Consider the following 13449-nt stretch of genomic DNA (forward strand, 5'->3'; position numbering starts at 1 on the left):
GAGGGCCGTCGCGAGAACCGGTTCAGCGGAACCGTCCGCCGCCGTCCATGTCGACCACCGAGCCCGACAGGTAGGCGACGCGCGGCGAGCTGAGGAGCGTGACGAGGGAGGCGATCTCCGACGGTTCGGCGAGGCGCCCGAAGGGAAGATCGCCCAGGGCTTCGGCCCAGCGTTCCTCGTCGTCGAAGCGCGTCTTGGCGCGCTTGCGGTAGACCGCCGCGACCCGGTCGGTGCGCGTCGCCGAGGGGTTCACCCCGAAGACGCGGACGTTCCAGTCGGTGCTGCGGGCGCCCACCGCCTGGGTGAAGGCGATGAGCGCCGCGTTGCCCGCCGACCCGCAGGCGTAGTCCCAGCGCGGCGTCATGCCCATCATGCCGATGACGTTGACGATGGTGCCGCCGCCGCGCTCCCGCATCGCCTCAACGAAGAGCTTCGTCATGTGGATGTAGCCGAAGACCTTCAACTGCCACGCCGCCTCCCATTCGGCCATGCCGAGGTCGAGGACGCTGCCGCCGGGGATCGCCCCGGCGTTGTTGACCAGCACATCGATGCCGGGAAGCGCCGCGGCGAGGCGTTCGCGAGACGCCCCGTCGGCGAGGTCGGCGGCCATCGTCTCGACCGCCACGCCGTGACGCGCGCGGATGCCCGCCGCCGCCGTCTCCAGCGCCGCCGCGTCGCGGGCGACCAGGACGGGCAGGGCGCCCTCGGCGGCGAAGGCCTCGGCGCAGGCGAGGCCGATCCCCTTGGAGCCCCCGGTGACGAGGACCCGCTTGCCGGACAGGTTCAAGTCCATCGCTCAGCCCTCCGCTTGGTCGATTGCCGGCCCTGCTGTCGGTTCTGCCGCCGCGTACCAGTCGGCGATTTGCGGACCGGTGGCGAAGGCGACGTGCGGCGAGGCCTGCAGCAGGTCCAGCATGGCCTCCAGCTCGTGCAGCCGGTGCGGCACCGCGATCAGGTGCGGGTGCAGGCCGATGGCCAGGACGCGCGGGTTCGCCTCGCATTCCCGCTCGAACAGCCGCAGGGTGTGGCCGAGCCGGCTCAGCATCTCGCCCGTCGCGTGCTTCTCGATGGCGTAGACGATGGAGTCGTTGATCTCCAGGTTGTAGGGCATGGCGAGCAGCGGGCCATGCGCGGTGCGCATCCAGCTCGGCAGGTCGTCCACCACCCAGTCGAAGACATGGTCGACGCCCTGGCGGCGCAGCAGGTCGGGCGTCTGCACCGTCTCGCGCAGGCCGGGGCTCAGCCAGCCGCGCGGGCGCTTGCCGGTGAAGCGCTCGATGCGGTCCAGCGCCGCCTCGATCAGCGCCTCCTCGCCATCGCCGGCGTGGTTGATCGCCTTCTGGTGCATGCCGTGGCCGATGAACTCCCAGCCGGCGGCGAGCATGGCCTCGGCGGCCTGCGGGTAGGCGTCGATGACACCGGCGTTGAGGCTGGTCGAGGCCGGCACGCCGCGGTCGCGGAACAGCTTCAGGATGCGCGGCAGGCCGCTGCGCATGCCGTAGTCCGCCCAACTGAAGTTCGGCACGTCCGGCACCGTCTCCCGCCCGTGGGGCGGGGTGATGATGGTGCGCGGCATCGCCTCGTCGAAGCGCCAGTTCTCAACGTTGACGACCAGATGGGCGATGATCCGGCGCCCCTGGAAGTCGGGCAGCGCCGGCCGCGCGTCGGACAGGCGGTAGCTGATCCGGGGGTTGGTCATGCGTGTTCCTTCTGGGCTTCGCGCATCTCGGCCATGATGGCGGCCTTGTGCCGGATGAAGGCGGGGTCGGTGAGCTGATCGACGGAGCGGGGCCGCGGCAGGTCCACGGTGATCTCGCGGGTGATCCGCCCCGGCCGGGCCGACATGATGCAGATCCGGTCGGCGAGCAGGATCGCCTCGTCGATGTCGTGCGTGACGAACAGCACCGTGGTACCGAGCGACTGCCAGACATCGAGCAGCAACTGCTGCATGCTCATGCGCGTCTGGGCGTCGAGCGCGCCGAACGGCTCGTCCATCAGCAGCGCCTTGGGGTCCATGACCAGGGCGCGGGCGATGCCGACGCGCTGGCGCATGCCGCCGGAGAGCTGCGAGGGCAGGGAGTGGGCGAAGCGCTCCAGCCCGACGAGGCGGAGCAGCTCGCGGATCTTCGGCTCGTATTCGGCGCGCGGGCGCTTCTGGACGCTCGGCCCGAAGGCGATGTTCTGCTCCACCGTCAGCCAGGGCAGCAGGGCGGCCTCCTGGAAGACGACGGCGCGTTCCGGGCCGGGGCTGTCGACCGTGCCGCCGTTGAAGGACAGCGCGCCGGAGGTCATGTCCTCGAAGCCGGCGATGAGGTTGAGCAGGGTGGATTTCCCGCAGCCCGAGGGGCCGAGCAGGGCGACGAACTCGCCCTCGCCAATGTCGAGATTGACGCGGTCGAGCGCGATGACCGGCTGCTTGCCGGGGTAGGTCTTCACGACCTCGCGGAAACGTATGGTGCCCATGTGTGTCTCCGTCCTTTAAAGCGGATCGTGATCCGCTTTGGACCGCGACGGCGGTCCCGGCCGCCTGTGCGGCCGAAGCCCGCCGGCGAATGAGGCGATATCAGTGCGAGGCGAACCGGTGTTCGCCTCAGCGCGAGGCGGATTGGAGCCGGCGCCAGCGCAGGGCCCAGTGCTCGACGGTGACGATCAGCCGGTCGCTCAGCAGGCCCATGGCCCCGATCGACAGCATGTCGGCGATGACCACGTCCATTCGCCCGACATAGTAGGCGTCCCACAGCACGTAGCCGAGCCCCGACTTGACCGCGACCATCTCGGAGACGATGACCGCCGTCCAGGCGATGCCCAGACCGATGCGCAGGCCCGTGAAGATCGCCGGCAGCGCCGCCGGCAGGACCACGCGCCGCAGCACGTCGAAGCGGCTGGCCCCCATCATCTCGGCCGCCCGGATCCAGTTGCGGTCGACGTCGCGGGCGCCGTGCGTGGCGTTCACCACGATCGGGTAGAAGCCGCCGAGAGCGATCAGGAAGATCGCGCCCATGTCCTGGATGCCGAACACGGCGATGGAGAAGGGCAGCCACGCGGTGATCGGGATGGGGCGCAGAAGCTGGATCGTCGGGTCCACCGTGCCGGACACGGCGCGGCTCCAGCCGATCATCACCCCCGCCGGGATGCCGATGGCCATGGCGAGCACGAAGCCCTGCGCGACGCGCATCGACGAGAACAGCACGTTGCTCAGCCAGGTGCCGCTGTAGGGGTTGAGGCCCATGCCCTGCGGGCCGAAGGCCCAGACGACCCAGGCGTCCCACACCCGGTCCGGGGTCGGCAGGACACCGCCGGCCAGCGAACCGCCCGATCCGGCGAGCTGCCACGCCGCGATCACCAGGATGGGCAGCAGCGCCGCGCGCATCGCCGCCCCGGTCCGGCCCGCCGGGAACAGGCCCCGGCCCTTCACCTTGGGAGCCGCTGGCACGGGGGCCGCGTCCAGAGCTCTTGCGGGCGCGTCATTCATCACTCCAGTCCTCCGCCATTCTTGTCGGCCGCCACGCTGTCGGAAGGCCGCCCGCCGAAGCGGGCGGCGGCTTGCCGTGTCACTGAGCCTTCTCGACGAAGGAGGCGTCCCAGTACTTCTCGATGTCGCCCGACACGTCCTTCGGGATGACGCCCAGCTCGTTGAAGGCCTTGGCCTGACGCTTGATCTGGTCGACGGTGGTGACGGAGCCAAGCTCGATCACCTTGGACGCCTCGGCGGCGAGCTTGGTGTCGAGGCCGGTCAGCGACGCGTAGGCCTTGGTGAACTCGTCCGGCGAGGCGGCGAGCTTCTTCTGCGCCTGCAGATAGGCCCAGACGAAGCGCTCCATGGCGGGGCGCTTCTCGGCCATCGACTTGCGGTTGGCGGCGAGCATGCCGAGCTCCGCGCCGACCGACTTGGACTGGCTGTATTCGAGATTCTTGGCGAAGAAGCCGTAGCCCTCCATCACGGGGATGGATTCGAAGGGCTCCCAGGTGACGATGGCGTCGACCTCGCCGCGCTGGAGGGCCTGGTCGAAGTTGGCGCCGCCGCCCTGGATGTTCACGGCCTGGAAGCTGTTGTAGGGGATGTTCTTCTCGGTCAGGGTCGCGGCGAACTGGAACCACACCGCCGAGCCGGGGGCGATGGCGACCTTCTTGCCCTTCAGGTCGTCCCAGCTGTCGAGCTTCACGCCCTTGCGGCCGATCACGTATTTCGGGGAGCTGCCGACGCCCATCACGCCGACCATGTCGGTGGCGCCTTGGGCCAGCGAGATCGCGAGGTCGGCCGGTCCGACCGTGGCCATGTCGAGGGAGCCGGCGAGCAGCGCGGTGCGCGCGTCGGCGTAGCGGGCGAACTCGACCGTCTTCAGCTCGACCCCGAGCTTCTTGAGGTCGTCGGTGATCATCACCACCGGGGCGAGATGGCCCACCTTCTGATAACCCACCGTCAGCTCGACCGGCTTTGGCAGGGGAGCGGGTTCCGCCGCGCGCGCGGCGGGCGACAATGCCAGACATCCGGCGATGACCGCGCCGATGGTGTTGAGACCCAGATGCTTCCAGTTCATGACTTGTCTCCCTGTTTATGGTTCGCCGCCCCGTGGGGCCGATCCTCCGCCTTACTCTCCCTTAAACCCGGGTTCTCTTTTTTGCGCGAAGGCGGCACGCCCCTCCGCGTAATCGGCGCTGGCGAAGCAGCGGGCGACGAGCGCGTCCACCGCTTCCACGTCGGCGGGACCGTCGGTCCGCAACGCCTCCAGCATGGCCCGTTTCGCCGCGCGCAGCGTCAGCGGCGCGTTTCCGGCGATCAGGCCGAGATAGTCCTCCACCGCGCCGTCGAAGGCGGACGCGGCGGCCACGCGCTGGACGATGCCGAGGCTCGCCGCCTCGTCCGCCGTCACGATGCGCGCGCTGAACAGCAGGTCGGCGGCGGCGGCGGCGCCCATCCGCTGCACGACGAGGCGCACCAGGGGGAAGCCGTAGCCGAGGCCGAGCCGGGCGCCCGGCATGCGGAACCGCGCGCCGTCGTCGCTGAGCCGCAGGTCGCAGCACAGCGCCAGTTCCAGCCCACCGCCGAAGCAGATGCCGCGGATGGCCGCGACCGTGGGCACCGGGGCGTTGAGGAGGGCCTCGGTCGCCGCCGACACCGCCTCCTCGTAAGCGGCGGCCTGGGCGGCGTCGGCGCGGACGGTGCCGAATTCGGAAATGTCGGCCCCGGCGGAGAAGGCGCGTTCCCCGGCGCCCCGGACCAGCAGGACGCGGACCGCCGGGTCGGCCACGGCGCGGCCGATGCGTTCGGGCAGGGAGCGCCACATCTCCAGCGTCATCGCGTTCAGCCGCCGGGGCTGGTCGAGCGTCAGGCGGGCGATCCCGCCGGACACGTCGAGCCCCACCACACCCCCAACCGCGCCCGGCTCCTGCTCGCTCATCAGACGATCCCCTGCGCCTTGAGGGCGGCGACGTCCGCTGGGGACAGGCCGATGGCGCCCAGCACCTCCGCCGTGTGTTCGCCCGCGTCGGGAGCGGGCCGCTCGATGCGGGCGGGCGTGCGCGACAGGCCGACCGGCTGGCCGACGAGGCGCATGGCGCCGCGCGCGGGATGCTCGCAGGGAACGGCGATGCCGAGATGCCCGACCTGCGGGTCGGCAAAGACCTCGTCCATGCGGTAGATCGGTCCCGCCGGAACCCCTTCCTCCTCCAGCCGCGCCAGCCAGTCCGCGGTCTTGCGGGTGCGGAACACCTCCTCCAGCAGCGGCTTGAGCGTCGGGCGGTTGCGGAAGCGCTGCTCCTGCGTGGCGAACTCGGGGGCGTTGGCGAGGTCCTCGCGCTCGATGGCCCGGCAGAAGGACTGCCACTGGCCGTCGCCGCCGACGCCGATGTTCAGGTGGCCGTCGGCCGTCGCCATCACGCCCATGGGGGTCGAGTAGGGGTGGTCGTTGCCCGCCGGTTGCGGCACCTCGCCCTCCACCAGATAGCGGGCGGCCTGGAAGTCCATCAGGGCGATCTGGGACTCCAGAAGCGAGGTCTGGACCCACTGCCCCTCGCCGGAGCGGTCGCGTTCCGACAGGGCGACCAGGATGCCGATGGCGGCGTAGAGGCCGGAGGCGCTGTCGGCGACCGCGATGCCCGCCCGGACCGGTCCCTGGCCGGGAAGGCCGGTGACGCTCATCAGGCCGCCCATGCCCTGGGCGATCTGGTCGAAGCCGGCGCGGTCGCGGTAGGGGCCGGTCTGGCCGTAGCCGGAGATCGAGGCCAGGATGATCCGCGGATTCACCGCCCGCAGCGCGTCGTAGCCGATGCCGAGGCGGTCCTTCACGTCGGGCCGGTAGTTCTCGACCACCACGTCCGCCGTGCGCACCAGCTCCAGGAACAGGTCCCGGCCCCGCGGGGTGCGGAGGTTGAGCGACAGCGACCGCTTGTTGCGGTGCAGGTTCAGCATGTCGTAGCCGTGCCGGGGGCCGCTCATCCCCTCGTTGCGGTCGACGCCCGGCGGCGCCTCGACCTTGATGACGTCGGCCCCGAAGTCGGCGAGCACGCGGCAGCAGGTCGGGCCGGCGCGCACGCGCGTGAGATCCAGGACTCGGATGTGCTCAAGAGCTTTTGCGGGTTCGGATCGGGTCATGAGCCACGCTGTGCAAGAGGGCTGGGAAAATCGGTGATGTCGGTGGGCCGCCGCCGGTGCCAGCCGGTCCGCGCCTGCAGCGCCGTGGCCAGCGCCAGCAGCGGGCCGTCCGTCCCCGGACGGCCGACGATCTGGAGCGCCACCGGCATTCCGCGGTCGTCGAAGCCGGCCGGGACGGCAACCGCCGGCAGGCCGAGCGCGTTGACGAAACGGGTGTAGGCGCTGAGCTGGTAGAGCGTCGCCGCGCGGAAGTCCGGGGAGGCCGGGTCGGCCACGGCGACCGGCGGCGTGCGGATCGGCATGACCGGCAGCAGGAGGGCGCTGGCCGCGCCGAACAGGCTGTCCAGGATGGGCGCGGTGGCGCCGGACAGCGCCGCCTTCGCCGCGGCGAGGCGGTCGGGCGCGATGTCCAGGCCCTTGGCGAGCCGCCGGGCGAGGGTCGGGTCCCGCGCGGCGAGAGCGAGCCCGCCATGCTGGGCCGCCGCCTCGCCCTGAAGAATGAGAAAGAGGGGGTCGGACAGCGATTCGATGGTCGGCAGGCCCGGCCGCTGTTCCAGGGAGACGCCGCAGGCGGCGATGGCCTCCGCGCCGTCGCGGCAGGCCGCCTGGATCGGCGCTTCGGACGCCTCGACCGCGTCGGAGAGGAAAGCGACGCGGGCCGGCGGTTCGGATGGGAACTCCATACCCGTCGCCAGAACGGGCGCCAGGAGCTGGATATCGCGCGCGCTGCGCGCCAGAAGCCCGATGGTGTCGAGGCTGGGGGCCAGCGTCATCGCTCCGGCGACCGGCACCGCGCCGTAGGTCGGCTTCCAGGCGGTGACCCCGCAGGCCTGCGCCGGAATGCGCAGCGACCCCGCGGTGTCCGATCCCAGAGCGGCGAACACCGCGCCGGCCGCCACCGCCACCGCCGATCCGGAGGACGAGCCGCCGGGGACGATGTCGCGGTTCCAGGGGTTGAGCGCCTTGCCCACGCCGGAGGGCTCGTAGGCCAGCGCCGTCATGGTGGTGAAGCCGATCCGCCGCGCCCCGGCTCCGTCGAGCCGTTCCAGCACCGCCGCCGCCCGCTGCGGGGCATGGCCGGATGCGTCGTCCGCGGCAGCGGGGAGGCCACAGCCGGGCGAGCGGCCCACGCTGTCGAACATGTCCTTGGCGGCGTAGGGCAGCCCGGCCAGCGGGCCGGCGGTGTCCGTTTCGGCGGTGCCGATCTCGACGAAGCAGCCGAAGCGGGCCTGAACCTCCGGCGCCCAGGCCGCGCAGGCCGCGGCGGCCTCCACGCGGGCCGCCGACGGGAGCCCGCTCCAGTCCGCGAAACCGGCATCGGCCCCGCGGGGGTCGTCAGGAACATCGGGGTTCTGGATGGTCCAGGACATTCGGCCCACTCCCTCATCGCCGGACCTGATGATGAGGGTCTGCACAGTTGCCTAGAAGAACAATTGCGACACACCTGATTTCGAATTTCTCGAAATCACGGCTTCGGGACGGCCTGCTCCCGCAGGAAATCCAGAAGCCGTTGGCTCGGCGCATCCAGCGCATCGGGTGAACGAACGCAAATCTCGAAGCTGCGTTCCGCCCAGTCCTCGTCGAGGGCGACCAGTTCGACGCCGAGCGCGTTGGACAGCGGCAGCACGGCGCGCTTCGGCAGAACGCCGACGCCCAGCCCCAGGCTGATCATCTGGCACATCACCTCGAAGCTGCGGACCTGGACGCGCACCTTGATGAAGCGGCCCTCCGCCCGCGCCCGCTCGGCGAGCAGGCCGTGCACGGCGGTCCCGCCCTCCAGCGCCACATGTTCCTCGTCCAGAAGCTCGGCGAAGCGCAGGCTGGGCCGGCCGGCCAGCCGGTGCCCGCGCGGCAGCGCCACCCACAGCCGGTCCTTGGCGTAGGGGTAGCGGACCAGCCCCTCGGTCCCCCGGCCGCCGACGATGACCCCGATGTCGGCCTTCTTGCGATAGAGCGCGTCCAGCGTGTCGGCGCTGGGGCGTTCCTCCAGCTCCAGCTTGATGCCGGGATTCTCGGCGGCGAAGCGCGAGAGGTCGGCGGCGAGGCATTCCACCAGCGCCGAGGACGACGCGTAGACCCGCACATGGCCGCGCACGCCGGACCGGTATTCGGCGAGCATCGCCTCCAGCTGCGCCCCCAGATAGACCATGTCGTGGGCGTAGCGGAGCACGAGCAGCCCGGCCGGGGTCGGCTCGATGCCGTGCGGGCGCCGCTTCAGCAGCGGCATGCCGGCGTCGTGCTCCAGCAGCCGGATGCGCCGGCTGGCCGCGGACACCGCGAGATTCAAAGCCTCGCTGGCGCGGCTCAGGCTTTTCAGCTCGCAGGCTTTCACGAACAGCCGAAGCGTTGCCAAGTCATGGTGAAGCACGGTCCACACACCCCATCCGCAGTTCACCGGCCATCCGCAATCCGCCGGTCCCAACAGAGTGCCATTCCGGGCGCGGGCGGGCGAGTGCGTTGACGGGGGGAGGGGATTCAGGATGCCCGGATCACAGGGACAGGTCGAGCACCCGTCCCTCGAACACGCGGTCGCGCGACCCTTCCAGATGCCGGCGCATCCGCGCCCGCGCGGTGTCGGCGTCGCGGTCGCGGATGGCTTCGAAAATGCCCCGATGCTCCTCCAGAACATGGGACAGCCCGCCGCTCGGTCCCAGCAGCGACGAGCCGTGGAACTTCATGCCGACGGCGATGTGGTCCTTCAGCGCCTGCATCGACGACGCGTAATAGTGGTTGTTCGCGGCGTCCGCGATGGCGGCGTGGAAGGCGAAATCCGCGTCGTCGCGGTGGCGGTGGGCGCGGGTCGCGTCGGCCATCAGGTCGAGCGCCGCCACGATGTTGGACAGGGCCGCGTCGTTCCGGCGCAGGGCGGCGTGATAGGCGTGGTCGGGCTCGATAGTCAGGCGGAATTCGTAGCAGCGCTGGATGTCGGCGATGGTTTCCACCGGCGCGTAGCCGAGCAGCGGCCGGCTTTCCTCCACCGTCGCCCGCACGAAGCTGCCGGCGCCCTGGCGCGAGTAGATCATCCCCTCGTCGCGCAGCCGGCGCAGCGCCTCGCGCACGATGGGGCGCGACACCTGGAAGCGCGTGGCGAGCTCGTTTTCCCCCGGCAACCGCTCGTTCGGCTGGTAGTCGCCGGCGCTGATCTGGGTCAGCAGAAGCTGGTAGACGCGCTGGACGAGAGGCGTGTGGCGCCCCCGCGCCGCGGTGTGGCCCTCGCCATCCCCGGGCATTGGCGACGTGCCGTCCTCCAGCCCCCGTTCGCGTGACTCCATGCGGCCTTCTCCTGCGACGTCCTGCCAACTTGTAAAGATGTAAACCCATTCTGGCGGGTGGTTCAAGCAGAAAAGCAGCAATCAACCTTACAACATGTTGACAGGTGATTTGTTGTATGCCTCAATGATCCGGCCTTGAACAACGGGTCGGAACGTCATGCCGCCGCTTCACCTGATCGCCGACGACCTGACTGGCGCGCTGGACAGCGCGGCGGCCTTCGCCGGCCCGGCCCGGCCCGTCGCGGTCCATTGGGAGGGGATTCCCGCCGGTCTGGCGGCGGGCGCCTCGGTGGCGCTCGACACCGGCACGCGGGACATCGGCGACGCGGCGGCGGCGCGGCGGCGGGTGACGGGGTTGGCAACCCGGCTGCCGGCCGACCGTGGAGCGCTGCGCTTCGCCAAGCTGGACAGCCTGCTGCGCGGCCATGGCGCGGCGGAAATCGCCGCCTGGATGGCGGCGGACCGGCCGGACCATTGCATCGTCGCGCCGGCCTTCCCCTTCCAGGGGCGGGTGACGCGCGACGGTCGCCAGCGCGTCAAGGGCGCGGGTGGCTGGACGGCCGTCGCCACGGATCTGACGGCCGCATTGGCGGCAGAGGGCGAGCGGGTGCGGCTGTGCCGCCCCGGCGACCCGGTGCCGCCGGGCGTCAGCCTGTGGGACGCCGAGACCGACGCCGACCTCGCCGCCATCGCGGCCTCCGGGCTGGCCTTGTCCGGCCGGGTGCTGTGGTGCGGCAGCGGTGGCTTGGCGGCGGCCCTGGCGGTGGCGATGGGAGCTGAGCGCGAACCGGCGCCGTCGTTCGCCTCCACTCCGTTGCCCCGGCCCTTGCTGGGACTGTTCGGCACCGACCATCCGGTGACGATGGCGCAGCTCACGGCCTGCGGGGACGATGTTCTGGTCCTGCCGGACGGCGGAACCGCATCTGCGGCGCGCGTGGCCGCGCGTCTGGCGGAGCGCGGCGCCGCGCTGGTCCGCCTCGGCCTGCCCGACGGGCTGACGCGCGACGTGGCGGCCGAGCGCATCGGTCGGGAGCTGGGCGCGCTGGCCCGCCGCCTCGTCCCGCCGGCGACCCTGCTGGTGTCGGGCGGCGAGACGCTGCGCGCGCTCTGCCAAGCGCTCGGCGCCGGTCGTCTCGACCTCGACGGCGCCCTGCTGCCCGGCGTGCCCTGCTCGACCCTGCGCGGCGGCGGTTGGAACGGGGTGCGCGTCGTCTCCAAATCGGGCGCCTTCGGCGACCCCTCGCTTTTGCGCCGGCTGATCCGCGGGGACGCCCCCGACGCGGACCGGGCGGCACCGGAACCAACGCGCCACGGCACGCCCTGGCCGCATCGAGGAGAAGAAGCATGACCCCCCATCTGGCCATCACCATGGGTGATCCGGCCGGCGTCGGACCCGAGATCATCGTGAAGGCCTGCGCCCGCCTGAAGGAGCGGCTGGACGCCGGAAGCCTGCGGCTTCTGGTGATCGGCAGCAACCCGGCGCTGATGGCGGCGCGCGCGGCCCTGGGCAGCGACCTCGCCTTCCCCGAGGTGACGGCGGACGAGGAGTGGCCGGCGCTCGCCTGCCTCCAGGCCGGGCCGGAGGGCGAACCGATCCGCCCCGGCGAGCTGTCGGTGGACGGCGGCCGCTTCGCCTATCTGGCGGTGGAGCGCGCGGTGCGGCTGGCCGAGGCCGGGCGCATCCACGGGCTGGTCACGGCGCCGCTGAACAAGGAGGCGATGAACAAGGCCGGCTACCACTTCGCCGGCCACACCGACCTGCTGGCCGAGCTGACCGGCGCCCGCGGCTCGGTGATGATGCTGGCCCACGGCAACATGCGGGTCAGCCACGTCACCACCCACATCGCGCTGGAGGACGTGCCGAAGCGCCTGACGCCGGAGCGGCTGCGCTACGTCATCGACCGCACCGACGAGACGCTGGCCGGGCTGGGGCTGGAGCGCCGCCGCATCGCCATCGCCGCCCTCAACCCCCACGCCGGGGAGGGCGGGCTGTTCGGCCGCCAGGACATCGAGATCACCACCCCGGTCATCGAGCGCTGCGTCGCCGAGGGGCTGGACGTGGTGGGGCCGGTGCCGGGCGACACGGTCTTCGTCAAGCTGCGCGCCGGCCAGTTCGACGCGGTGGTCGCCATGTACCACGACCAGGGGCACATCCCGGTCAAGCTGCTGGGCTTCCACGTCGATCCGGCGACCGGCCGGTGGGACGCGCTGAGCGGGGTCAACATCACCCTGGGGCTGCCGATCATCCGCACCTCCGTCGATCACGGCACCGCCTTCGACATCGCCGGCAAGGGCATCGCCAACGAACTGAGCCTGATCGAGGCCATCGATTACGCCGAGAAACTGGCCGCCGCCCGCCGGCGGACCGGCTGAGGGAGGAGCACCCGCCATGACGGAGTCCATCCACGCCACCCCGCCCAACGCCACTCTGGCCGACATGTTCACGCCCATCGAGCTGGTCCGGCCCCCGCGCGTCCTGTTCGGCGGCGGTCTGGTCGCCTCGGTCGGCGCCTGGGCGCGGGAGAACGGCATCGCCCGCACGCTGGTGGTGGCCGACGCCTTCAACGCCGCCCGCGTCGGGCTGCTTGACCTGCCGGGCGCGGTGACGGTCTTCGACCGCGTGCGGCCGGAGCCCGACACCGCCAACCTCGACGACCTGTTGGCCGTGGCCGAGGCGGCGGAGCCGCAGCTCGTCGTCGGCTTCGGCGGCGGCAGCGCCATGGATCTGGCCAAGCTGGCGGCGGTGCTGCCGGGCAGCGGCCAGACCCTCGCCGACGTCGCCGGGGCGGAGCGGGTGCGGTCCAAGCGCGCCGCTCTGGCCCAGGTGCCGACCACCGCCGGCACCGGCAGCGAGGCCGGAACCCGCGCCCTGGTCACCGACCCGGCCGCCGCCAGCAAGATCGCCGTGCAGAGCCTGCACATGCTGGCCGATCTGGCGGTGGTCGATCCCGACCTGACGATGACCGTGCCGCGGGCGGTGACCGCCGCCACCGGGGTGGACGCGCTGGCCCATTGCGTCGAGGCTTACACCAACCGCAAGGCCCATCCGGCCATCGACCTCTACGCGCTGGCGGGCATCCGGCTGATCGGGCGCTGGCTGCCGCGCGCCGTCGCCGACGGGTCCGACCGCGAGGCGCGGGCCGGTCTGGCCCTGGCCTCGCTCTACGGCGGCTTCTGCCTGGGGCCGGTCAACACGGCGGCGGGCCACGCCGTCGCCTATCCGCTGGGGACCCGGCACCATGTGCCGCACGGCGCGGCCAACGCCCTGGTCTTCCCCCATGTCCTCGCCTTCAACGCCCCGGCGGTGCCGGAGAAGACGGCGGGGGTGCTGGCGGCGCTGGGGCTGAAGCCGGTCAGCGAACCGGCGGCGGTCCTTCAGGCGGCGCACGGCTGGTGCGTGGCGCTGGGCTGCACCATGTCGCTCTCCGACCTCGGCGTGCCGGAGGACGACCTGCCCCGCATGGCCGAGGAGGCGCACGCCATCCGCCGCCTGCTGGACAACAACCCGCGCCCGGTCGGGCGGGACGACATACTGGCGATGTACCGCGCCGCCTACTGACGACGGCCCGGACCGAAGCCGGCCCC

The 13449-nt window shown here is 71.8% G+C and carries 13 protein-coding genes; 3 read left to right on the plus strand and 10 right to left on the minus strand.

Annotation, left to right across the window (positions count from 1 at the left end):
• Window positions 1-22: 22 nt before the first annotated feature.
• The 10 genes from D3869_RS31105 to D3869_RS31150 form a co-directional block, all read right to left on the minus strand.
• Window positions 23-793, minus strand: a complete 771-nt coding sequence (locus D3869_RS31105; RefSeq protein ID WP_137143458.1) for a short-chain dehydrogenase/reductase — start codon at window positions 791-793, stop codon at window positions 23-25.
• Window positions 794-796: 3 nt separating this feature from the next.
• The gene (locus tag D3869_RS31110) at window positions 797-1699 is read right to left on the minus strand and encodes a polysaccharide deacetylase family protein (protein ID WP_137143459.1); all 903 of its coding nucleotides are present in this window, start codon (window positions 1697-1699) and stop codon (window positions 797-799) included.
• Window positions 1696-2463, minus strand: coding sequence for an ABC transporter ATP-binding protein (locus D3869_RS31115; protein ID WP_137143460.1), 768 nt, complete (start codon window positions 2461-2463; stop codon window positions 1696-1698). The genes D3869_RS31110 and D3869_RS31115 overlap by 4 nt, the downstream gene beginning before the upstream one ends.
• A 127-nt stretch (window positions 2464-2590) precedes the next feature.
• Window positions 2591-3472, minus strand: a complete 882-nt coding sequence (locus D3869_RS31120; RefSeq protein WP_175426696.1) for an ABC transporter permease — start codon at window positions 3470-3472, stop codon at window positions 2591-2593.
• A 79-nt stretch (window positions 3473-3551) separates the two neighbouring features.
• Complete coding sequence (locus tag D3869_RS31125; RefSeq protein WP_051658660.1) at window positions 3552-4538, minus strand: ABC transporter substrate-binding protein; 987 nt, start codon at window positions 4536-4538, stop codon at window positions 3552-3554.
• Window positions 4539-4589: 51 nt separating this feature from the next.
• Entirely contained in the window at window positions 4590-5399 is an 810-nt protein-coding gene (locus tag D3869_RS31130) for an enoyl-CoA hydratase (RefSeq protein ID WP_137143462.1), read from the minus strand.
• The gene (locus tag D3869_RS31135; protein ID WP_137143463.1) at window positions 5399-6592 is read right to left on the minus strand and encodes a CaiB/BaiF CoA transferase family protein; all 1194 of its coding nucleotides are present in this window, start codon (window positions 6590-6592) and stop codon (window positions 5399-5401) included. Before D3869_RS31135 ends, D3869_RS31130 begins: the two co-directional genes overlap by 1 nt.
• The gene (locus D3869_RS31140) at window positions 6589-7962 is read right to left on the minus strand and encodes an amidase family protein (RefSeq protein WP_137143464.1); all 1374 of its coding nucleotides are present in this window, start codon (window positions 7960-7962) and stop codon (window positions 6589-6591) included. The genes D3869_RS31135 and D3869_RS31140 overlap by 4 nt, the downstream gene beginning before the upstream one ends.
• A gap of 95 nt (window positions 7963-8057) precedes the next feature.
• Window positions 8058-8960 carry a LysR family transcriptional regulator gene (locus D3869_RS31145; RefSeq protein ID WP_137143465.1) on the minus strand — a complete coding sequence of 301 codons (903 nt, stop codon included), beginning with the start codon at window positions 8958-8960 and terminating at the stop codon, window positions 8058-8060.
• A gap of 121 nt (window positions 8961-9081) precedes the next feature.
• Window positions 9082-9864 (minus strand): FadR/GntR family transcriptional regulator, encoded by a 783-nt coding sequence (locus D3869_RS31150; protein WP_137143466.1) that lies wholly within the window; start codon window positions 9862-9864, stop codon window positions 9082-9084.
• Between the two features lie 157 nt (window positions 9865-10021).
• Between D3869_RS31150 and D3869_RS31155 the strand changes: the two genes are divergently transcribed.
• From D3869_RS31155 to D3869_RS31165, 3 genes are read left to right on the plus strand one after another with little or no spacing between them, the layout of a single operon-like run.
• Entirely contained in the window at window positions 10022-11212 is a 1191-nt protein-coding gene (locus D3869_RS31155; RefSeq protein ID WP_137143467.1) for a four-carbon acid sugar kinase family protein, read from the plus strand.
• Window positions 11209-12237 (plus strand): 4-hydroxythreonine-4-phosphate dehydrogenase PdxA, encoded by a 1029-nt coding sequence (pdxA, locus tag D3869_RS31160; RefSeq protein ID WP_137143468.1) that lies wholly within the window; start codon window positions 11209-11211, stop codon window positions 12235-12237. Before D3869_RS31155 ends, pdxA begins: the two co-directional genes overlap by 4 nt.
• Window positions 12238-12253: 16 nt before the next feature.
• A complete protein-coding gene (locus D3869_RS31165) occupies window positions 12254-13423 on the plus strand; it encodes an iron-containing alcohol dehydrogenase (protein ID WP_137143469.1) in 1170 nt (389 codons plus the stop codon).
• The last annotated feature ends 26 nt before the right edge of the window (window positions 13424-13449 follow it).

The organism is Azospirillum brasilense, assembly GCF_005222205.1.
GTDB lineage: Bacteria > Pseudomonadota > Alphaproteobacteria > Azospirillales > Azospirillaceae > Azospirillum > Azospirillum brasilense_G.

Excerpts from the sequence above, each read along its gene's own strand:
- D3869_RS31135 (WP_137143463.1), bottom strand. The coding sequence starts at position 6,592 with ATGACCCGATCCGAACCCGCAAAAGCTCTTGAGCACATCCGAGTCCTG.
- D3869_RS31165 (WP_137143469.1), top strand. The coding sequence starts at position 12,254 with ATGACGGAGTCCATCCACGCCACCCCGCCCAACGCCACTCTGGCCGAC.
- pdxA (WP_137143468.1), top strand. The coding sequence starts at position 11,209 with ATGACCCCCCATCTGGCCATCACCATGGGTGATCCGGCCGGCGTCGGA.
- D3869_RS31130 (WP_137143462.1), bottom strand. The coding sequence starts at position 5,399 with ATGAGCGAGCAGGAGCCGGGCGCGGTTGGGGGTGTGGTGGGGCTCGAC.
- D3869_RS31120 (WP_175426696.1), bottom strand. The coding sequence starts at position 3,472 with ATGAATGACGCGCCCGCAAGAGCTCTGGACGCGGCCCCCGTGCCAGCG.
- D3869_RS31150 (WP_137143466.1), bottom strand. The coding sequence starts at position 9,864 with ATGGAGTCACGCGAACGGGGGCTGGAGGACGGCACGTCGCCAATGCCC.
- D3869_RS31140 (WP_137143464.1), bottom strand. The coding sequence starts at position 7,962 with ATGTCCTGGACCATCCAGAACCCCGATGTTCCTGACGACCCCCGCGGG.
- D3869_RS31115 (WP_137143460.1), bottom strand. The coding sequence starts at position 2,463 with ATGGGCACCATACGTTTCCGCGAGGTCGTGAAGACCTACCCCGGCAAG.
- D3869_RS31110 (WP_137143459.1), bottom strand. The coding sequence starts at position 1,699 with ATGACCAACCCCCGGATCAGCTACCGCCTGTCCGACGCGCGGCCGGCG.
- D3869_RS31155 (WP_137143467.1), top strand. The coding sequence starts at position 10,022 with ATGCCGCCGCTTCACCTGATCGCCGACGACCTGACTGGCGCGCTGGAC.
- D3869_RS31105 (WP_137143458.1), bottom strand. The coding sequence starts at position 793 with ATGGACTTGAACCTGTCCGGCAAGCGGGTCCTCGTCACCGGGGGCTCC.
- D3869_RS31125 (WP_051658660.1), bottom strand. The coding sequence starts at position 4,538 with ATGAACTGGAAGCATCTGGGTCTCAACACCATCGGCGCGGTCATCGCC.